Origin of the sequence: Bacillus cereus group sp. N6 (genome assembly GCF_016483705.1) — a bacterium.
Lineage (GTDB): Bacteria > Bacillota > Bacilli > Bacillales > Bacillaceae_G > Bacillus_A > Bacillus_A wiedmannii.
The window spans coordinates 50,205-69,794 of record NZ_JAEHBI010000024.1 but is presented as its reverse complement, the minus strand read 5'-3'; the positions used below and the strand labels follow the sequence as shown (position 1 = coordinate 69,794).

Here is a 19,590-nt window from a genome sequence, read left to right as displayed (position 1 = left end):
ATTACACTCTACCTTTCCTCTATGAACCTAATGTACGTGTACTCGTTGCTAATGGCGGAAGAAATACTGATGTTCGAATCACCGCTTCTGGCTGCCTTTTCCCATTTAAAAAAATAGCCGCACTCGATCCTCCAGCACCTGCATATATTTTTGCTACAGCTAAAGGTGAGATATCATAACAGTCACCGACATTAACAGCCCCTGTATTATTAATAATTTTTACTTTCCGCAAGTTAATCCCCATTTACCTATCCCCCTTTTGTACACTGTATGCAAAAGAAAAAAACTTGAAACAAACACGTTTCAAGTTTTTTTAGCTACTTATTTCGTTTCACCTTCATATTGAAGCATACCGCCAACCATGTTCATTGTTTTAAATCCTTGCTCATTTAAATAATGGCATACATTTTCACTGCGCATTCCCGAGCGACAAATAAAGATATATTCATTCTCTTTATCAAAGAAATCTACTTTATTTGGGATATCACCCATTTTAATATGTACAGCTTCTGGAATTTTCCCTGCCGCTACTTCTTCATCTTCCCTTACGTCTACTAAAAATAACGTTTCTCCATTTTCTAAACGCTCTTGCACTTCTTCTGTAGTAATTGTTTTAACTTCTGTCATATGTCGTTCCTCCTTATATACAATAAAACCTTTAGTCTCTTCCTTAAACAAGCATATCTAGTCAATTTTAGCATGCGAAAGAAAGAACGCAAAGAATGGAAATTTTATTTCTCAATTTTCTCGCAAAACTTATTCTTTACAAACATAACTCGTGCATTGTATCCTCAATATACTTGTTTTATGAAAGGAGCCAATGAAAATGACACTTTTTCTTTTCATTACGGGCATCATTTTCTTAATCGCCGCAATTATTGCACTTAGTATGAAGAATAATAAAAAGATAAAATCACCACAAGAAATGTCATTCTTATTTCTATTGCTTAGTATCGCATTCTTCGGTATAGCAATTGCCACATATATTTTCCGTCTACAAATCATGTAAAAAAAGGTGCCTACTACATACATCGCACCTTTTTCACACCATTTATTTTCTACACCAAACTAGATACTTTCCGATTTAAAAATTCATAAACTTTCTTTTCAAATAAATGAATATCAAATGCTCCTGCCATATGCCCATTTATACTTTCTATCTCATACACTTCCGCATACTTCCCTTGTTTTTGCAAAATGTCTACCATTTTATAATTATAGCGTGACGGCTGAAGCAAATCTTGTTTGCACGGAATCATAAGTACATTTGCTTCTATGTTAGAAAGCGCCTCTTCTAAAGACGAAAATCCATGCGCAATATCATGTAATAAAACTGCTTTCGCAGTGTATATCCACGAATTTGCATCTACTAACTCTATACTTCTATATGTCATTTTATTTATTTCTTTCTCAAATGATGTTAATGCAGCAAATGTTTCATAAGGTTCTTTCTCTACACTATTACGAGGGAATGTCGTTTCATAAAAATGCTCATCAAATGCGTTCATAAACATCATTCTATTTGCTAAATGAAGTCCCTTCATTGGCTGCTCTTCTCCATATTTTCCGCCCTTCCAACTTGGATCTAGTTGAATAGCCTCAATTGCATTTTGCGCTACATTTACCGACGTAATAATTGGATTTTGTGGGTTCGTAATAACACCAATCATCCGCTCTACCATATGAGGATAATGAACAGCACATTGCTGCGCAATCATCCCACCAGCTGACGGTCCCATTACAGCATGTAACCTTGAGATTCCCATATCTTTTATTAACTCATATTGCACACGAGCTACATCAAGAAATGTAAAAACCGGAAAATCCATCGCATATTCATCTCCAGTTTTCGGATGAATCGATTTCGGTCCCGTTGTAAACACATAAGGGTTCTTAACCTGCACATTACAAAGATTATCAGTACATATAACAAAATATTTATTTGTATCAACTGCTTTTCCCGGTCCAATTAAACCATCCCACCAACCAGACTCCTCATCATGCGCTGTATATTTCCCTGCCGCGTGACTCGTTGCACTAAAATAATGGCATACCAAAATCGCATTTGACCTTTCTCTATTTAAAGTACCATACGTCTCATACCCCATTTGAACAGGAATTCCCCTACCATTTTCAAACGTAAACTCTCTTAAAACAAACTTTTCCTTTTTTACAAATTGCACAGACTCGCCCTCTTCCCGCCATAGTATGAACTGCTGCTTACTAAAGGATTTTTTCTATGCAAACTAATCTCCTCCTTCTTTTCATAAATAAATGAATAATATACAAAATTAGCCACAAAATAGCATTATATTACACAATCAAAGAGGGCATACATATGATTTGGAATTGGCTACGTAAGAAAAAAAAATCAAATACGACAGAGAAAAACGAAACAGATAACTCGGAGCAACAGCCTAACAACCAAGAGAATGATAACAAAGAACAGACTAGAAGTATGAAACATAATAAAGATAGCAATAGCGAGCAAAAAAAAGAGGAACACAAAGAGCCTTCTCAGGATCAGCAGCAACAACATTCTAAACAAAACGACTCAGATCAGAATCAACAACAAAACTCTAAACAAGACAACTCGAATCAGAATCAACAACAAAACTCTAAACAAAACGACTCGAATCAGAATCAACAACATTCTAATCAAGACAACTCGAATCAGAATCAACAACAACATTCTAAACAAGGGAACTCGGATCAAGATCAGCAGCAAAACTCTGGAAATAATAGTATTTATGATTTTACGAAACCAGAAAAAGACCGGATTCACTCTCTACAAGATTTAATAGAGAAACTTAAAAAATCTAGCGATTTTGTTAATTATCACACATCTGACGATGAAACGATGCCTTATTGGATTTCTTACTATCGCCCTTCGCTTGATGGAGAGAAATTACAAAAGTATTTAATGCCTACTCTTTTAGAACGACCTAACGCTTCACTAGAAGAGCTAAAAGAACATATTCCAATGAGCGGTATTACAATTACGAACGATTTACAAAAAATTGAGGATATGGTGTTAAAGGGACATGCGATTATTCAATTAAATCAGCAAGACCAAAAGTGTATGCTTGCAAACATTGCAATTGATACGTATCGGGCACCAAGCCCTCCTTTAAACGAATCGACTGTTATCGGTCCTCAAGAAGGTTTCGTAGAGGATATTGATACAAATATTAATTTAGTTCGAAAACGTCTTCCTGTTTTAGATTTACAAACAAAAGAAATGATTGTCGGCGAGTTTTCCAAAACAAAAGTTGTCATGATGTATTTAGACAACCTCGCTGAAAAAGAAAATGTAGATTTTCTCGAGGAGTCATTACGTGCTCTTGAATATGATCAAATTAATGATAGTGCTTATATACAAGAACTAATGGGTGAAAAGTCGATTTTCCCTCTCTATATCAATACAGAACGTACTGATAGAGTTACAAAAGCACTCATTGATGGGAAAATTGCTATTTTTGTGGATGGTTCTCCAAGTGTTCTACTTACGCCAGTATCCTATTTCGATTTTTTCATTTCACCAGAAGACTATAACGTTTCTTGGCTATACGCTACATTTTCACGCATTTTACGCCTTATCGCTGTTCTATTTTCAATCTGTGCTACACCACTATATGTTGCAATTTTAAATTATCATTATGAACTTATTCCAAGTGATTTACTTGAAACTTTGATTTTATCAAGGGCACAAGTACCATTCCCACCTTTAATTGAAGCACTCTTTTTAGAACTTGCAATCGACTTATTGAGAGAAGCTGGCGCGAGATTACCGATGAAAGTTGGTCAAACACTCGGAATTGTAGGTGGTATCGTAATCGGGCAAGCATCTGTACAAGCTGGTTTAACGAGTAATATTTTATTAATTATCGTTGCCTTATCAGCACTTGCTTCCTTTATTACACCTATTTATAAAATGGGTAATGCAGTTCGATTACTACGCTTTCCATTTCTTATGTTTGCAGAAATAGGCGGATTGTTCGGGATTTCTCTTGGATTTATCTTCTTATTTACGCATCTATTCAGACTTACTTCCTTACGTAAGCCGTACGCTTTGTTTTATCCGACGAGACAACAGTCGGTTAAGGACTCTTGGATTCGTTTTCCTTTAACGATGATTGATACAAGGGATGTACAAGCGAGGCCACAACATGTAAAAAAATCAGCAAAAGGAATTTCAACAAAACATAGATCAGACTTTGATGATTAAAGAACGAGGTGCATCGATGAGTAAAGTTCAAGAAAAATATCAAATATCTCCTGTCTTTGTCTTCTTCTTAATTCACGGTGCACAGTTTGGAGCTGGCGTTCTCGGCTTCGCTCGAATTACTGCCAAGGCCGCTGGATACGATGGCTGGATGGGCGTTCTAATCACAGGAATCTGTATCCAGATTCTTATATGGATGATGTATTTTTTATTAAAAGAAACAAACGGTAATTTAATCGACTTACATCGGCAAACATTTGGAAAGTGGCTAGGGAACGGCGTTAACATCATCTTTGCTGCTTATTTTTTAATCGTCAGTATTTCCGTCATTCGAACATACGTTGAAATTATTCAAGTGTGGATGTTTCCTACCGCTTCCACTTGGATGTTAACACTCTTTTTATGCTTAGTTAGCTATTACATTATTTCTTCTGGATTTCGTGTAATTACCGGTATTTGCGTCATCTCTGTTGGTGGTACATTAGGATATTTATTTCTAAGCTTATTCGTTTTGAAATATTCACATTGGGATAATTTACTACCTATATTCACACATTCTTTTTCAGACATTTTAAAATCCGCTCAACTGTCAATCTACAGTATGACCGGTTTTGAGATTTACCTCATGGTGTATCCATTTGTGAAAAAGCCTATGCAATCTCATAAATACGCCCAGCTTGGAGCACTATTTTCAAACCTTCTATATTTATTTAGTACCCTTTTAGCCTTTTCGTTTTTTAGTGAAAAACAATTATTAAAAACGATATGGGCCCAACTTTCTATGACCCAAGTCATTCAATTACCATTCATAGAAAGGCTAGAATATATTGCAATTTCAGCTTATGCCCTCGTTATTATTACAAGTTTTATTCTACCTTTGTGGGCGGCAACGAGAGCAACTCACGAAATATTCCGTGTAAAACAAAGAGGTGTTTTAATCGCTTTTATCATTATCACCCTCATTGTTTCACAACTTTTAACAAACAGACACGATATTAATAATTTTATTAGTAATGCATCAAAGGGGAGCTTTTGGCTCATTTATGTATACATCCCAATCCTATTTATCATTGTGTGGGTGAAAAGAAAATGGAAAAAATCAAAAATAAATTAATACTTATCTCTTGTATAACACTCATCAGTCTAACTGGATGTTTACAAAAAAATATTATCGATGACGTACACCTTATCCAAGGAACTGTCTTTGATGTAGCAAAAGATAATAAAATAAAGGTAACATTTGTTTGTCCTATTCAGCAAAAAGGGAACAAAGTTCAAGTTTTTGAAGGAACAGCAAATGCTGTAAAACAAGTAAAAGCAGACACATCTTTAGAGTCTTCTCAACCATTTGCTAGCGGGCAAATGCGAGTTGCTCTATTTACCACCCGAATTGCTAAGAAAGGAATGGTTGCTTCCTTCGATACATTAATTCGCGATGTAAACATTGGAAATGCCTTATATGTTGCTTTACTTGAAGGTAATGGTACTGAACTTTTAAAAGGAAAGTACACGACTTCATCCAACGTTGCAATTTATATAAAAAAAATGCTAGAACATAATATGGAAACCGGTCCTTTACCAACAGATAATCTGCATGTAGGAGCATTCCGTTATTATCAAGAAGGGCAAGACTACTATATTCCAATTTTAAAGAAACATGGTGATAAAATAAAAATCACCGGAATTGGTCTTTTTAAAAAGGATAAATATGTTGGTAAAATTGCAGAAAAAGATATGTTTGTATTCAAAGGACTTTTAGAGAAACATAAGTTGGATTCACATGAATTTAAAGCAAATCCTGGGTACGTAATGATTAATAATATTCGTTCTGTTCCAACATACGATATAAAAATAAAAAATGGAAAGCCTTCTTTTTCCATTCATGTTAAAATTGATGCTCGCATTCAAGAAGTATCAAAACAAATTAACTTAGAGAATGCTAAGAACACAAAAAAGATTGAGAAAGCCATCCAAAAACAATTGGATATACAAGGTAACAAGTTAATTAAGCAATTCAAATCTTTAGGTGTCGATCCGCTCGGGCTAGGAGCTAAATACAAGCAACATTATCGCCCATTCAAATTAGAAGAGTGGAGGCAAATGTATAAAGATGTTCCAGTTACTATAAAATACACCGTAAATATTACAAATTCTGGTGTAATTGAATGAGAAATGATTGAACTCCTCTCTCCAGCATGATACAACGGAAAGAGGAGTTTTTATTTTAGATAGAGAGAGAAGATATTTACGGGGGAGCTTATGTCTAAAAAATTAGTAAAGCCTATTTTAAATGGTATTTTATTTCTCGGCGTCTTTTTATTTGCTCATACATACTTAAAAAATGTTTCCTTCACACGTTATTTACTTGTCGTTATTCCAATGTTGCTCGTTGGTATGTTTGGCATCGATCTTCTTTTATCCATTTTAATAAAAGAAGAAAAATAACGAGCAAGGCCGTCCCAAAAATATTCCGGGATGGCCTTCTTTTATTAATGGGTTATGTTTTGTCGTTTAGTCGATATAATCTTTCCCTATCTTAACTAAAAGATGAAACTTTTGAACAGTCCTTTTTCATTTCATAATCACCTTATGTTACAATGAGATTCGGCACAAAGCGAGAAAGGATGAAACAACATGACAAACGAAAAAGGTTTAGATAAAGGATACGAACTTGTTGCAAAAATGCATGAAGAGTTCGGACACCCTGTGACAAATACTCCAACGAAATTAACAGAAGAGCGTGCAAAAATTCGTGCTAGCTTTATGCAAGAAGAGCTAGAAGAATTTCTAGAAGCAACGACTGTTGAAGATCAATATGATGCACTAATTGACCTTATTTACTTTGCATTCGGAACGTTTGCCGAAATGGGCGTACGTCCTGATAAAGGATTCGAAATTGTAAATAACGCAAACATGGCAAAACTATTCCCTGATGGAAAACCTCGATTCCGTGAAGGTGACGGCAAAATTCTAAAACCAGAAGGCTGGCAAGCACCAGAACCACAACTTCGTGCTGAAATCGAACGCCAGCGCCAAGAAGCTGAAAAAAACTGCTAGGATTTCCTAGCAGTTTTTTATTATGTCTTTTTTCTGCAATTCATTAATGACCCACGTGTCCAGCGTGCCCTGCTGCTCCACCAATGCTAGCCGCTCCTGCTGCTGCTCCTGCTCCTCCTGCTCCAATTCCACCTGTCCAAGGAGAAGATTGTTGCTGTTGATATTGTTGGTATTGTTGGTGCTGTTGGTGCTGTTGACCATGTTGGTGCTGTTGACCATGTTGGCCTTGATGACCGTGTTGACCTTGGTGTCCGTGTTGGCCTTGGTGACCGTGTTGACCATGATGACCGTGTTGGCCTTGGTGACCATGATGACCGTGCTGGCCTTGATGACCGTGTTGGCCTTGGTGACCATGATGACCGTGTTGACCTTGATGCGTTTGATAAAGAACAGCCTGTGGATATATATGATGGTGTCCGTGGTGATGTACTTGTTGTTGATGGCCGTGTTGACCTTGGTGATGATGATGACCGTGCTGACCTTGTTGGCCTTGGTGATGATGGTGTCCATGATGACTATGTTGACCTTGATGGTGGTGATGTCCATGATGACCGTGTTGGCCTTGATGGTGATGATGTACATGATGACCGTGTTGGCCTTGATGGTGGTGATGTCCATGATGACCGTGTTGGCCTTGGTGGTGGTGATGTACATGATGACCGTGTTGGCCTTGGTGGTGGTGATGTACATGATGACCGTGAACACCTTGCGGATAACCACCTACTCCACCTGCTACAACACCTACTCCCGGTACCGGAAATCCTGTCTGCACTCCTCCAACGAAAGAAGGAAATGTAGTTGGTACTCCTACTGGAATTCCTGTCTGTACGCCAGCTACTGATGTCGGAAATCCTCCTGTTACTGTAGGCATTCCAGCCCCTGATGTCGAAAACCCTCCCATTAATGTAGGCATTCCAGTTTGCATGCCCGCTACCGATGTTGGAAATCCCCCTGCTCCTCCACCCATCCAGCTCGGAATTCCACCGTACCCTTGTTGGCCAGCTCCTCCCATTAACATCATTTGTGTATAACTGTCCGATTCGCCTCCGAAGAAGCCATGTGGTGCATTATTGTCCATCCCTTTCATTCCTTTCACCTCTTCTACTCAATTTAGCCTACCTTTTTTATCATATTTCCTATAGAAAAATAGGTGTTTGTCTGTATTGGAATTCCGCTCTTTTATTTGTACGTAGTGGAATAGTTAAAAATTTAGATGAAAGAGATCCTGAAATTATTTTCTACACAAAAAAGCTCAGAGCATAATGCTCTGAGCTTTTCTTTCATTCATTAGTTTGCAACAACGTTAACAAGTTTTCCAGGAACTACAATTACTTTACGAACTGTTTTTCCTTCGATTTGGTCTTGAATTGCTTCAAGTGCAAGTTGTTCCATTTCTTCTTTTGATGCGTCTTTACTCATTGTTAGTTTCGCGCGAACTTTGCCCATAACTTGAACAACGATTTCAACTTCATCTTCTACAAGTTTAGACTCATCAAATGTTGGCCAGCTTGCATATGTGATTGTTTCATTATATCCAAGTTTGCTCCATAGTTCTTCCCCGATGTGAGGTGCAACTGGTGCAATCATTTTTACGAAACCTTCTACATATTCTTTCGGAAGTGTTTCAGCTTTATATGCATCGTTGATGAATACCATCATTTGAGAAATCGCTGTGTTGAAGCGAAGCTCTGCATAGTCTTCTGTTACTTTCTTCACTGTTTGGTGGTAAGCTTTTTCAAGCTCTTTATTTGGTGCATCAGTAATTTTCTCACTTAATTCACCATTATCTTGAATGAATAGACGCCATACGCGGTCTAGGAAACGACGAGCTCCGTCAAGACCATTTTCAGACCAAGCAATCGAAGCATCTAATGGTCCCATGAACATTTCGTATAGACGAAGTGTATCTGCACCATGGCTTGCTACGATATCATCAGGGTTTACAACGTTACCTTTTGATTTACTCATTTTCTCGTTGTTTTCACCTAGAATCATACCTTGGTTGAATAATTGTTGGAACGGCTCTTTCGTTGGAACTACACCGATATCGTATAATACTTTGTGCCAGAAACGAGCATATAGTAAGTGAAGTACAGCGTGCTCCGCTCCGCCGATATAAATATCAACTGGAAGCCATTGTTTTACTTTTTCAGGATCTACAAGTGCTTCGCTATTGTTTGGATCGATGTAACGTAGGTAATACCAGCAGCTACCAGCCCATTGTGGCATTGTGTTCGTTTCACGACGACCTTTTTTACCAGTTTCAGGATCAACAACGTTTACCCACTCGTCAATGTTAGCAAGTGGTGATTCACCTGTACCTGAAGGACGGATGTTTTCTGTTTTAGGAAGAACTAATGGTAATTCTTCTTCTTTCACAGCTGTCATTGTGCCATCTTCCCAGTGGATTACTGGAATTGGCTCACCCCAGTAACGTTGACGGCTAAATAACCAGTCACGTAGACGGTACGTTACTTTTTGATTTCCTGCGCTCGTTACTTCAAGCCATTCAATCATTTTTACGATTGCTTCTTCTTTATTTAAACCATCAAGGAATGCTGAGTTTACGTGCGCACCATCACCTGTGTATGCTTCTTTCGTAATGTCTCCGCCTTTTACAACTTCCTTCATAGGAAGATCGAACGTTGATGCGAATTCATAGTCACGCTCATCATGAGCGGGAACTGCCATTACAGCACCTGTTCCGTAAGTTGCAAGAACATAGTCAGCGATCCAGATTGGTAATTTCTCGCCATTTACTGGGTTAACTGCGTAAGCACCAGTGAATACACCAGTTTTCTCTTTCGCAAGTTCTGTACGCTCTAGGTCACTCTTCATTTTAACAGAGTTAATGTAAGCTTCTACAGCTTCTTTTTGCTCTGCTGTTGTAATGTCAGCAACAAGCGCATGCTCTGGGGCAAGTACACAGTAGCTCGCACCAAATAGTGTATCAGGACGCGTTGTGAAAACTGCGAATTTCTCGTCTGTACCATCGATGTTGAAGTGTACTTCTGCACCTTCAGAACGACCAATCCAGTTACGTTGCATATCTTTTAAGCTTTCTGGCCAATCAAGCTCATCTAGATCTTCTAATAGACGATCTCCGTAAGCTGTAATTTTTAACATCCACTGTCTCATCGGACGACGCTCAACTGGATGTCCACCGCGCTCACTCTTACCGTCAATGATTTCTTCATTTGCAAGTACTGTACCAAGTGCTGGGCACCAGTTTACAGGTACTTCATCAACGTAAGCTAAACCTTTTTCAAATAGTTTTAGGAAGATCCATTGTGTCCACTTGTAGTAGTTTGGATCTGTTGTATTTACTTCACGATCCCAATCGTAAGAGAAGCCTAATGCTTTAATTTGATTACGGAACGTATTAATATTAAGCTCTGTAAATTCTGCCGGGCTGTTTCCAGTATCAAGTGCATATTGCTCTGCTGGAAGACCGAACGCATCCCATCCCATTGGATGAAGAACGTTATATCCTTGCATACGCTTCATACGAGATAAAATATCTGTCGCTGTATAACCTTCTGGATGTCCTACGTGTAGGCCTGCACCTGATGGATATGGGAACATATCTAGTGCATAAAATTTTGGTTTTTCTGTCTCATCTGGCGTACGGAATGTTTTATTCTCTTCCCAGTACCCTTGCCACTTCTTCTCAATATTTTGATGATTAAAGCTCATGAGATACCCTCCTTGAAATTCTATTTATTTTCACCGCCCAAAATACAAAAAAACTCTCATCCCTAGAAAGGGACGAGAGGTTATAGATTCCCGCGGTACCACCCTAAATTAATGTACAAATATACATTCGCTTAGATCCGTAACGTGGATTAACGGCAATTGCTACTACTAGTTTCACAACTGCAACTCAAAGGCGAGTTCATAACGAAACGTGGATTGACTTGCACCGACCGTCAACTCTCTAAACCAGCTTCTATTACTACTACTCCTTCTCACTGTTATTACAAATATAAGTTAATGTGAACTACCCACCACTTCGTATCTCTAAAGAGCTTACTTGAAGCTAAGGCTTCTCGGTTAATTGTTACTCTTCATAACTAACGAATTCGTCTTAGGACAGCCGAGCTATCTCCCTTGTTCCAAAGGTTGTTTTATTTAAATATATTCTAAAACATGTTACATGTTCCGTCAAACTAAACTGCAATTTTTTCTTCTACTGTTTCTTCTACTTTTACTCGTTTATCATACATGCTCGTTGCAATAATCGCTACTACAAGCATTACCATGATTGCTATAAACAATACTTCCATATTGTATAAATCAACAATTGCTCCGCCAACGACCGGTCCGAACATTTTCCCTACAGTCGCCGCGCTATTTACAACCCCTTGATAAAACCCTAACTTATCTTTTGGTGCAAGTATATTTGCAATGGTCGGAACTGCTGGCCATACGAATAACTCACCAATCGTTAACGTCACCATCGCAACGAGGAACATCGTAAATTGCTGCGCTTGACTTAACACAATAAATGACGCCGCAAAAATGACGATTCCAATCATAATTTGTTGTTTTAAAGAACGCTTCATCCAGCGAATTAACATACTAACAAGTGGCTGCGCACAAACAATCATCGCTCCGTTTATCGTCCATAATAAACTATAATGGCGGAGGCTAATATCTAATTCCCGCATATGAGTCGCAATCGCCCCTTGCCACTGCACATATGTAACCCAGCATAAAGCATATGCTACACATACGATAAGAAGTGCTTTGAATCCAGGTGTAAGTGTCCAGCCTTTTTTCGTTTCGACTTCTTTTTGCACTCCTGGCTCTTTCTTGTCTTCCATACCACGGAATCCAATAAAAGCAATTAAGAAGAAAACAAAGTACAAAACAAAATTGGCTAAGAAAATATAATCAAAACGGTAAGATGCAACTAAACCACCGCACGCTGTTCCGATCGCAATACCAACGTTTTGCCCAACATACATCGCATTAAATGCTCGTCTTCCGCCCTCTGGCCAAACCGTACCGACCATCGCATACATCGATGGGAAGACCATTCCAGAACCAAAGCCGATTAATGCTAGCCACACAACATATAACGGCCAACCGTGGAAGAACACAAGACCTAAAATCGATACGAGTGTAATAACAATCCCTACTAAAGTTGATTTATAACCGCCCCATTTATCAAATAAAACGCCGCCGAGCAAGTTTCCGATTACACCAGTAAGCGAGTTGATCATTAATACCATTCCGGCCACAGATAAAGATTTTCCTAGGTGATCATGCAAATAAATTGTATTAAAAGGCCATAAAAAAGAAGCACCCGTGACATTAATAATCATCCCAGCTACTAATAGCCATACTTTCCTTGGCATAGTCTCCCCTCCTATTCTATTTTTTTCGTTCATCTATAACAGTAAAATTGTAGTCGTTTTTAAATAGGAAGGCAACTGATTAATAGTTGATGAAATTCAGATAATGGTTTTTCGGTAAATGAAATTATATGAATTGTCACTTGAAAATATATCAGCGATTTGGGGAATATATCAGCGAATCTCAAAATATATCGGCGATTCCCGAAATATATGAGCGATTATTAAAATATATCGACTTACCGACAAAAAACGACATCAACAACAATATATAAAAAAGGAAGACTACATAAAGTTCATGCAGTCTCCCCCTTATTTATACTATCCAACTTCTTTTTCTCGCTTCGCACGTTCTTTCGCACTCCATTTAAATATTTTATCTAGTAGAGAGTATATTCTCCCAGACTCCTTCGTTAATAGCGGTCCTAACGATGCTAATATTAAAACGTACAGTGCAGAGAACGGTTTAATCGTTGCCATTAAACCACCCGCAATGCCGATATTGGCTACAATAATGGAGAACTCTCCGCGTGATACAAGGGTTAAACCGATATTCGTAGAAGCCTTATGCGATAACCCGGCTTTACGTCCCGCCATCATTCCAGCTGTAAAATTACCGATGAGCGTAATGAAAACTGCTCCTAATGCCAACCACACTGCTCCTCCAAGTGAAAACGGATCTATACTTAAACCGAAACTGAAAAAGAATATGGCTCCAAAGAAGTCACGAAATGGAACGACGAGATGCTCAATCCGATCACTATGCTCTGTTTCAGAAAAGACGAGTCCTAACAATAATGCTCCAATTGCCTCAGCAACATGAATCGTTTCTGAAAATCCTGCTACAAAGAATAAAATGGCGAATATTACGATAATAAAAATTTCGTTTGACGAAATATCTAATACTTTATTTAGAAACGGCGTAGCTTTTCTAGCGATTACAAAGAATAGTAGCATATACCCTACCGCGATTAACACCGATGTAAGAGCACCTACAAATGATGTTGCACCACCGAGTACTAACCCTGAAACGACTGATAAATATACAGCTAAAAAGATATCATCAAACATAATGATTCCTAATATTAATTCAGTCTCTTTATTACCAGATCTTCTTAAATCAACAATTACTTTTGCAACAATTGCACTCGATGAGATTGTAATGATTCCAGCAATAATTAATGTTTCTAATAAGGGGAAACCCATAACATATCCATAAAGTAAACCCAATATGAAATTAAGCGATATATGAATACTACCCCCAAAAGCAATCGACTTTCCTGATTTAATTAATTTTTTTATTGAGAATTCTAAACCTAAGTAGAATAAGAGGAATATGACGCCAACACGGCCGAGGAAGGAAATAACTTCTCCGCTTTCAATAAACCTTAAATCGATAAGTCCTAAATCTGGGGCATGAGGCCCCACTAACATACCGAGTATAATGAGAAACGGAATAATCGAGAACTTTAACTTCGCAGCGAGGATAGCTGCAAAAGCTACTAATACTAACGCAGTTCCAACTTCAAAGATTAAAGTATCCATCGATTAGGAATCACCTCCTGCTGAAAGCAATTCATTAATAATTCTTTTCACTTCATGTCTTTCACCCGACAATACGAGCATATCGCCAGCTTCAATAATAGAATCTGGACCTGGATTAAAGAATTTCTTCATATTCTTTTTCAAAATAGCAATAATCGTTACGTTATATGTTTTTCTGACATGTAAGCTACCAATTGTTTGTTGTACTACTGGTGCATTATTCTCCACCTTAAACCATTCAATTGATAATCCTTCAAAAGCCATCTCAATTGTGTCTAGCGCTTGCGGCCTATATACCATTCCGCCTAATATAGCCGCAATTTGTCTCGCTTCAGAATCACGAAGAGAAATGCTTGAAATACTCTCATCATGATCCGCATCAAAATGATACATTTCTCTTCGGCCATCATCATGAATCACAATAACCATTTTTTCATTACCTTTTGTTATCACTTCAAATTTACATCCAATGCCAGGTAGTTCACTCTCTCTAATATTCACATTTTCCGCCTCCTAAAGTTTTTAGTTACGGCTCTTACAAATCTACATCAATCTCTGTTTTAAACTTCTCATCTTTTGAGATTCCTAAATACTTGAGCGTTTCTGATGGAGTTGTGTGATGAAAATGCTTTTGCAATAGCGCAATCGCTATTCCTCTTTTGTACGCATGAAATCCAAATGTTTTTCGCATTGAATTCGTTCCAATCTTTCCAACAATCCCAACCGCTTCAGCTGCGCTATGGATAACACGATATGCTTGTTGGCGTGAGATTGAATTTTTCGTTTTATTAGATTGAAATACGTAGTTTTCTCTTTGAGCATCAATAGATTGTGCGTACTCTAAAAGGGCTTCTTTTACTTTTGTATTTAAATAAATATCTTGTTTGAATTTTTCATCTTTCACAGGAAGAGAATAGAACTCTTTAACAGTTCCATCTTCATTCAATACCTCTTCAAATTTCATACTAAGTAGTTCAGTGATCTTTAATCCAGTGTTAATTCCAATAACAAATAAAAGATAATCTCGCTGCGAATGCTCTTTTAAATACTTTTTCATAGCCTCAATTTGGCTTATATCTTTTAATGCCTCTACAACTTCCATACATGTATCTCCTCATCTTATGAACGGTAATTTTCTCATTATCCTGTCCATTTTACCTTATCATGCTATGAGATTTCCATGTATTATCCATTATTTTCACAATATACTCTTACGACAATTTTTCATTTGGAAATTTATGATTGTACAAATACGGTGTGGGTAGAAAAAATAGGGGGAGTACAAGTTCAGCTTCTTTCTACAGATCGGATTCCTCCTTTCATTTTTCGGTTGCTGATACTTTTATATTATGTTACTTATTTACATTATATTATATATTTCAGTAACATTAAAGTGTTTTTTCTGAAAATACAAAAAGCCGAGCACTTTCACTCGGCTTTTTACCTATTAATCTTCTTTTGGAAGAACAATTCCTTTATACAATTGAACTGTAATGAAGTAATAAATCGCATAAATAACTACGAAAATTACGATCGGTACCCAAATACGGAAGTAAGGATCCATTAAAATAAATCCGAAAATATTCATACCAACTAATACGTGAGCGATACCCACAATTGCCGGGAATAAGAATACTAAGAATAATTCTTTATAAATCGATTTCGTTAATAACTCACGGCGCACACCGATTTTACGAAGCATTTGATAACGCGTAATATCTTTTGATGCACCAGAAAGAATTTTAAACATTAAACAACTTGCCATCATTGCTAAGAACGCAATTCCAAGGAAGAATCCCATAAATACTGTTCCACTCGCAACGCCGTAGAATCCATTGTAAGATTGATATTTACTATCTAATCTTTCAGCTTTTACATTTTTATATTTAACTAGCTGCAACTCGTCAAGTTTTTTCCATTCTTTTGTGTATGCTACAAAATCGTCTGTTTTTCCAGTAACTACGATTCCTTCTTTACCATTTACAGTATCGTACATTTTCTGATCTACAATTTTAATTGCATGATCTTCATATAGATAAAATGGCTGAATTGTTCTGAAAGCCTCGTTCCATTCTTCTGGAAGTTCTTTAGCACTCGCATCTTTTTCATTCATTTCTCTAGAAACTGCACCTACTGGCAGTTCCTCTGAAACTTTCTTTATTTTTCCTAAATCCTTCATACTTTCCATCTGTTTTGTATCTTGTACGAAAGGAGGATTTTTCTCTAAATCTTCTTTTACATAATAAACGTATTTATTATCAACTTTGTAACGATATTCATTTTTCTCTTTAAATGTAATACCATCTAAAATATTCTTTTCTTCAGCTGTTGGGTTATGAATAACTGAATCATATATTACTAAACCATCAACCATTTTTATAACGTTATTTTTAAACGCCATACCACCTGAAATTGCACCCGCTCCAAGAGCAACTAACATCGCTACCGTTGCAAGTACTTTCGTTAAGCTATTAATACGGAAATTTAATTGTGCAAACGTAAAAGCATTAATTCCTTTTTCACTACGTTTTTTATTACTCTTTAACTTTCTAATGATAACTGGGAGAAGTGATCCAAATAGCATGTAAGTACCAGTTGTTGTTGTAATTAATGCAATAAGGATTCCCATTTCTCTTAGTTTTGCCATATAGATCATTGATGCATAGCCAATTCCTAATAAAATAACAGCAAGGATTGCAACGACACCTGTCATTTTTCCCTTTACTGCAACACGCTCTGTTTGTGCATCTGCATGTACAAGTTGCAGTACAGAAATACGTGATAACTTAATACTGTTCATAATTGCTGATAATACAAATAGTGCAAAGAAGAAAATGCAAGTAACAGTCATAGATGGAAGATAAAATGCTTTATAGCCTTCACCAGCAAATTCTAATTGTTTCATTAATAACTGTCCGATACCTTCTGCAAGTCCTACACCAACTGTAATACCAATCGCAAGAGACGCAGCACCTAATACAATCGTTTCAATAAACATAAGCAATGTAACTTTATGTTTTTTTGCTCCTAACATCATGTACATACCAAACTCTTTTTGACGAAGAGATAATAAGAAAGAGTTCGCATATAAAATATAGAAGAACGTTATAATGGCTAGTAAAAATGAACCTGCCTGGAATACGAATCCAATTGATTGAATAACTGAGTTAGATTCAATAAACGCTTTATTAAGCGCTAACGTTTGGAACATATAAAAAATTGAGATAGACATGACAAGACCAACAAGTAAGACGATATAATCTTTCAGCTTACTCTTCAGCCCCGACATGGAAAGTTTAAATAACATACTGGAACCTCCTTTCTTACGCTTTTTGTGTACCTAAATCTGCAAGTACATCTAAAATTTCTTTGTAGAACTCTTCACGCGTACCACCGCGATGAATTTCTTTATATAGCTCACCATCTTGAATGAATAAAATACGCTGACAGTAACTTGCACTATACGGATCATGTGTAACCATCATAATCGATACACCTTGATCTTTATTTAAATTTGTCATCGCATCAAGTAAACTCGTTGCATTTTTAGAATCAAGAGCTCCTGTTGGCTCGTCCCCTAAAATAATTGCTGGCTCATGCACAAGTGCACGCGCTGCTGCTGAACGCTGCTTTTGTCCACCAGATACTTCAGATGGATACTTTTGAAGAATTTCTGTAATCCCTAGCATATCCGCTACTTTTTCTACTTTCGGTCCAATATTACGTGATGAAACACCTTGAAGGGAAAGTGGAAGTGCGATGTTTTCATAAATAGATAAGTTCTCTAATAAGTTAAAGTCTTGGAAGATAAATCCTAATTTTTGTGAACGGAAATCAGAAAGCTCACCTTGCTTCATTTTCGTAATATCCGTACCCGCAATTTCAACAACGCCGCCCGTTGCTTTATCAAGCGTTGAAATTACATTTAATAATGTCGTTTTACCAGAACCAGATGGTCCCATAATTCCAACAAACTCACCCTCTTGAATGGAGAATGAAACACCTTTTAACGCGTGTGATTGGTTCTCACCTTTTTTACCGTACACTTTTTGAACGTTTTTCACGTCTACAACTGGTTTCGTCATATATATCCTCCTACGCTTGTTTTTCCATTACCTATTTTGCGCCTTTTAGAAGAGAACTGCTATTTGTTAACATTACAATTACCTTACACTTTTGTAATATAAAAAAGGCGCGCGTGTAAGGTTCGTTTTCTTTTGGATCAACCTCATTGGTAAATGCAATTTTATCAGCGATTCTCAAAGGAATATCGACTTACCGAAAAAAGATGACAATAAAAATAGACTGTTCCACAAAAGGAACAGCCCACTTCTCTTCCTATTTCTTTAAAGGTGTTACCGTCCAATACGTAATAACACGCCAAATCCATTCTAGTGGACCCATTTTAAAGATTTTCATCCAAATTACACTAAACACAATTTGAATAGCATAAATTGCGATACATACATATAACGTCTGCATGTATGTTAAGTTTCCTGCAAAGTTACATACACTACCAGCAATTAAAATCATTGCAGTTTGTCCGATATAATTCGTTAAAGCCATACGACCGTAGTATTTCAATGGTGCTAACAATGTTTGAACTGGTTTTAACTGAAGTAATAAAATTAATGCTCCTACATAGAAAGCTGAAATAATTGGTCCAACTGTAACACCAATTTTTAAGAATTGACCTGCAGCGTCCATTGTTCCATCTTCATTCATAATTATCATATTTACAAATGGATTAGCAGGAACGTGCCCATATTGATACCATAACGCTGCAACACTTAAAACAAACATAATGCCTGTAAAAATAGCGACTTGTTTGATTTTTGCTGAAAGGTTTTCAAACACTTTATACTGCCCTGCAGCAAGACCTAATAAAATTAAACCTAATGGTAATAATTCCTTAGCTGCCATAATACTAAAAGCTATCGTAAGAATAAGACCGAGTACTACATTCACTTCTTTTTTCGCTTTATAAAACGGTAAAACGACTAATCCACAAATTGCGTATAACGCTAGTGCTTCTCCAGGCTGAAACATTTGATGAATTAAACCAAAAATAAATAGTGCAACTACGCGGCGTAGAAATAGAACGTACCCATTCTTCCCTTTCGCAATTGCTCTTGTAATAAAGATGTAGAATCCTACTCCAAATAAGAATGAGAAAATCGAGAAGAAACGACCTTCTACAAATAAGTATAGAAACCTTTGATAACTAGCATCTACTGTATTAGGATCTGGCACTTTAATATTCAGTAGCGCTAGAATATTTACTAAAATAATCCCCAGTAATGCGAAGCCACGAATGTAATCTAACTCATCAATTCGTTTGTTTGTAATGTTGTTCCCCATAAAGCAACTCCTTGTCCAAAATTTAATCCTCCCTTACTCTAC

18 protein-coding genes and 1 other annotated feature are annotated in these 19,590 nt (G+C 37.0%); of the genes, 6 read left to right on the top strand and 12 right to left on the bottom strand.

Features of this window, described 5'->3' with window-relative positions; genetic code table 11:
* Positions 1 to 19: 19 nt before the first annotated feature.
* Together JDS99_RS17570 and JDS99_RS17565 are read right to left on the bottom strand one after the other, a co-directional pair.
* Positions 20 to 244, bottom strand: coding sequence for a spore germination protein (locus JDS99_RS17570; protein WP_000512461.1), 225 nt, complete (start codon positions 242 to 244; stop codon positions 20 to 22).
* Between the two features lie 77 nt (positions 245 to 321).
* Positions 322 to 627 (bottom strand): rhodanese-like domain-containing protein, encoded by a 306-nt coding sequence (locus JDS99_RS17565; RefSeq protein WP_000141210.1) that lies wholly within the window; start codon positions 625 to 627, stop codon positions 322 to 324.
* A 199-nt stretch (positions 628 to 826) separates the two neighbouring features.
* Here JDS99_RS17565 and JDS99_RS17560 point away from each other — a divergent pair, with 199 nt between their 5' ends.
* The gene (locus tag JDS99_RS17560; RefSeq protein WP_000171896.1) at positions 827 to 1,009 is read left to right on the top strand and encodes a hypothetical protein; all 183 of its coding nucleotides are present in this window, start codon (positions 827 to 829) and stop codon (positions 1,007 to 1,009) included.
* A gap of 49 nt (positions 1,010 to 1,058) precedes the next feature.
* Here the strand turns inward: JDS99_RS17560 and JDS99_RS17555 are convergent, their stop codons facing one another.
* A complete protein-coding gene (locus JDS99_RS17555; protein WP_199695435.1) occupies positions 1,059 to 2,183 on the bottom strand; it encodes a homoserine O-acetyltransferase family protein in 1,125 nt (374 codons plus the stop codon).
* Between the two features lie 155 nt (positions 2,184 to 2,338).
* Here JDS99_RS17555 and JDS99_RS17550 point away from each other — a divergent pair, with 155 nt between their 5' ends.
* The 5 genes from JDS99_RS17550 (at position 2,339) to JDS99_RS17530 (ending at position 7,282) form a co-directional block, all read left to right on the top strand.
* The gene (locus JDS99_RS17550) at positions 2,339 to 4,228 is read left to right on the top strand and encodes a spore germination protein (protein ID WP_199695434.1); all 1,890 of its coding nucleotides are present in this window, start codon (positions 2,339 to 2,341) and stop codon (positions 4,226 to 4,228) included.
* Positions 4,229 to 4,244: 16 nt separating this feature from the next.
* On the top strand, positions 4,245 to 5,339 hold the full coding sequence (locus tag JDS99_RS17545; RefSeq protein ID WP_106382724.1) for a spore germination protein: 1,095 nt from the start codon (positions 4,245 to 4,247) through the stop codon (positions 5,337 to 5,339).
* On the top strand, positions 5,315 to 6,394 hold the full coding sequence (locus JDS99_RS17540; protein ID WP_147786578.1) for a Ger(x)C family spore germination protein: 1,080 nt from the start codon (positions 5,315 to 5,317) through the stop codon (positions 6,392 to 6,394). The genes JDS99_RS17545 and JDS99_RS17540 overlap by 25 nt, the downstream gene beginning before the upstream one ends.
* 90 nt (positions 6,395 to 6,484) lie before the next feature.
* Positions 6,485 to 6,670 carry a hypothetical protein gene (locus JDS99_RS17535; RefSeq protein WP_001982745.1) on the top strand — a complete coding sequence of 62 codons (186 nt, stop codon included), beginning with the start codon at positions 6,485 to 6,487 and terminating at the stop codon, positions 6,668 to 6,670.
* Positions 6,671 to 6,859: 189 nt separating this feature from the next.
* Entirely contained in the window at positions 6,860 to 7,282 is a 423-nt protein-coding gene (locus tag JDS99_RS17530; protein WP_000180547.1) for a pyrophosphohydrolase domain-containing protein, read from the top strand.
* 43 nt (positions 7,283 to 7,325) lie between these two features.
* Here the strand turns inward: JDS99_RS17530 and JDS99_RS17525 are convergent, their stop codons facing one another.
* The 9 genes from JDS99_RS17525 to JDS99_RS17485 form a co-directional block, all read right to left on the bottom strand.
* Positions 7,326 to 8,369, bottom strand: a complete 1,044-nt coding sequence (locus tag JDS99_RS17525; RefSeq protein ID WP_199695433.1) for a hypothetical protein — start codon at positions 8,367 to 8,369, stop codon at positions 7,326 to 7,328.
* A gap of 200 nt (positions 8,370 to 8,569) precedes the next feature.
* Complete coding sequence (gene leuS, locus JDS99_RS17520) at positions 8,570 to 10,978, bottom strand: leucine--tRNA ligase (RefSeq protein ID WP_199695432.1); 2,409 nt, start codon at positions 10,976 to 10,978, stop codon at positions 8,570 to 8,572.
* 65 nt (positions 10,979 to 11,043) lie between these two features.
* Positions 11,044 to 11,263 (bottom strand) — a binding site (T-box leader).
* A 188-nt stretch (positions 11,264 to 11,451) separates the two neighbouring features.
* On the bottom strand, positions 11,452 to 12,645 hold the full coding sequence (locus JDS99_RS17515; protein ID WP_001137571.1) for an MDR family MFS transporter: 1,194 nt from the start codon (positions 12,643 to 12,645) through the stop codon (positions 11,452 to 11,454).
* Positions 12,646 to 12,963: 318 nt separating this feature from the next.
* Entirely contained in the window at positions 12,964 to 14,187 is a 1,224-nt protein-coding gene (locus tag JDS99_RS17510) for a cation:proton antiporter (protein WP_087984862.1), read from the bottom strand.
* Between the two features lie 3 nt (positions 14,188 to 14,190).
* The gene (locus JDS99_RS17505; RefSeq protein WP_001026048.1) at positions 14,191 to 14,688 is read right to left on the bottom strand and encodes a cation:proton antiporter regulatory subunit; all 498 of its coding nucleotides are present in this window, start codon (positions 14,686 to 14,688) and stop codon (positions 14,191 to 14,193) included.
* 34 nt (positions 14,689 to 14,722) lie between these two features.
* Complete coding sequence (locus tag JDS99_RS17500) at positions 14,723 to 15,289, bottom strand: tyrosine-type recombinase/integrase (RefSeq protein WP_199695431.1); 567 nt, start codon at positions 15,287 to 15,289, stop codon at positions 14,723 to 14,725.
* Between the two features lie 345 nt (positions 15,290 to 15,634).
* Positions 15,635 to 17,494, bottom strand: coding sequence for an FtsX-like permease family protein (locus tag JDS99_RS17495; RefSeq protein WP_199695430.1), 1,860 nt, complete (start codon positions 17,492 to 17,494; stop codon positions 15,635 to 15,637).
* 16 nt (positions 17,495 to 17,510) lie between these two features.
* Entirely contained in the window at positions 17,511 to 18,272 is a 762-nt protein-coding gene (locus tag JDS99_RS17490) for an ABC transporter ATP-binding protein (RefSeq protein ID WP_046198226.1), read from the bottom strand.
* A gap of 253 nt (positions 18,273 to 18,525) precedes the next feature.
* A complete protein-coding gene (locus JDS99_RS17485) occupies positions 18,526 to 19,548 on the bottom strand; it encodes a DUF418 domain-containing protein (RefSeq protein WP_088064618.1) in 1,023 nt (340 codons plus the stop codon).
* Positions 19,549 to 19,590 lie beyond the last annotated feature (42 nt).

Excerpts from the sequence above, each read along its gene's own strand:
- JDS99_RS17570 (WP_000512461.1), bottom strand. The coding sequence starts at position 244 with ATGGGGATTAACTTGCGGAAAGTAAAAATTATTAATAATACAGGGGCT.
- JDS99_RS17565 (WP_000141210.1), bottom strand. The coding sequence starts at position 627 with ATGACAGAAGTTAAAACAATTACTACAGAAGAAGTGCAAGAGCGTTTA.
- JDS99_RS17560 (WP_000171896.1), top strand. The coding sequence starts at position 827 with ATGACACTTTTTCTTTTCATTACGGGCATCATTTTCTTAATCGCCGCA.
- JDS99_RS17550 (WP_199695434.1), top strand. The coding sequence starts at position 2,339 with ATGATTTGGAATTGGCTACGTAAGAAAAAAAAATCAAATACGACAGAG.
- JDS99_RS17545 (WP_106382724.1), top strand. The coding sequence starts at position 4,245 with ATGAGTAAAGTTCAAGAAAAATATCAAATATCTCCTGTCTTTGTCTTC.
- JDS99_RS17540 (WP_147786578.1), top strand. The coding sequence starts at position 5,315 with ATGGAAAAAATCAAAAATAAATTAATACTTATCTCTTGTATAACACTC.
- JDS99_RS17535 (WP_001982745.1), top strand. The coding sequence starts at position 6,485 with ATGTCTAAAAAATTAGTAAAGCCTATTTTAAATGGTATTTTATTTCTC.
- JDS99_RS17530 (WP_000180547.1), top strand. The coding sequence starts at position 6,860 with ATGACAAACGAAAAAGGTTTAGATAAAGGATACGAACTTGTTGCAAAA.
- JDS99_RS17525 (WP_199695433.1), bottom strand. The coding sequence starts at position 8,369 with ATGAAAGGGATGGACAATAATGCACCACATGGCTTCTTCGGAGGCGAA.
- leuS (WP_199695432.1), bottom strand. The coding sequence starts at position 10,978 with ATGAGCTTTAATCATCAAAATATTGAGAAGAAGTGGCAAGGGTACTGG.
- JDS99_RS17515 (WP_001137571.1), bottom strand. The coding sequence starts at position 12,645 with ATGCCAAGGAAAGTATGGCTATTAGTAGCTGGGATGATTATTAATGTC.
- JDS99_RS17510 (WP_087984862.1), bottom strand. The coding sequence starts at position 14,187 with ATGGATACTTTAATCTTTGAAGTTGGAACTGCGTTAGTATTAGTAGCT.
- JDS99_RS17500 (WP_199695431.1), bottom strand. The coding sequence starts at position 15,289 with ATGGAAGTTGTAGAGGCATTAAAAGATATAAGCCAAATTGAGGCTATG.
- JDS99_RS17495 (WP_199695430.1), bottom strand. The coding sequence starts at position 17,494 with ATGTTATTTAAACTTTCCATGTCGGGGCTGAAGAGTAAGCTGAAAGAT.
- JDS99_RS17490 (WP_046198226.1), bottom strand. The coding sequence starts at position 18,272 with ATGACGAAACCAGTTGTAGACGTGAAAAACGTTCAAAAAGTGTACGGT.
- JDS99_RS17485 (WP_088064618.1), bottom strand. The coding sequence starts at position 19,548 with ATGGGGAACAACATTACAAACAAACGAATTGATGAGTTAGATTACATT.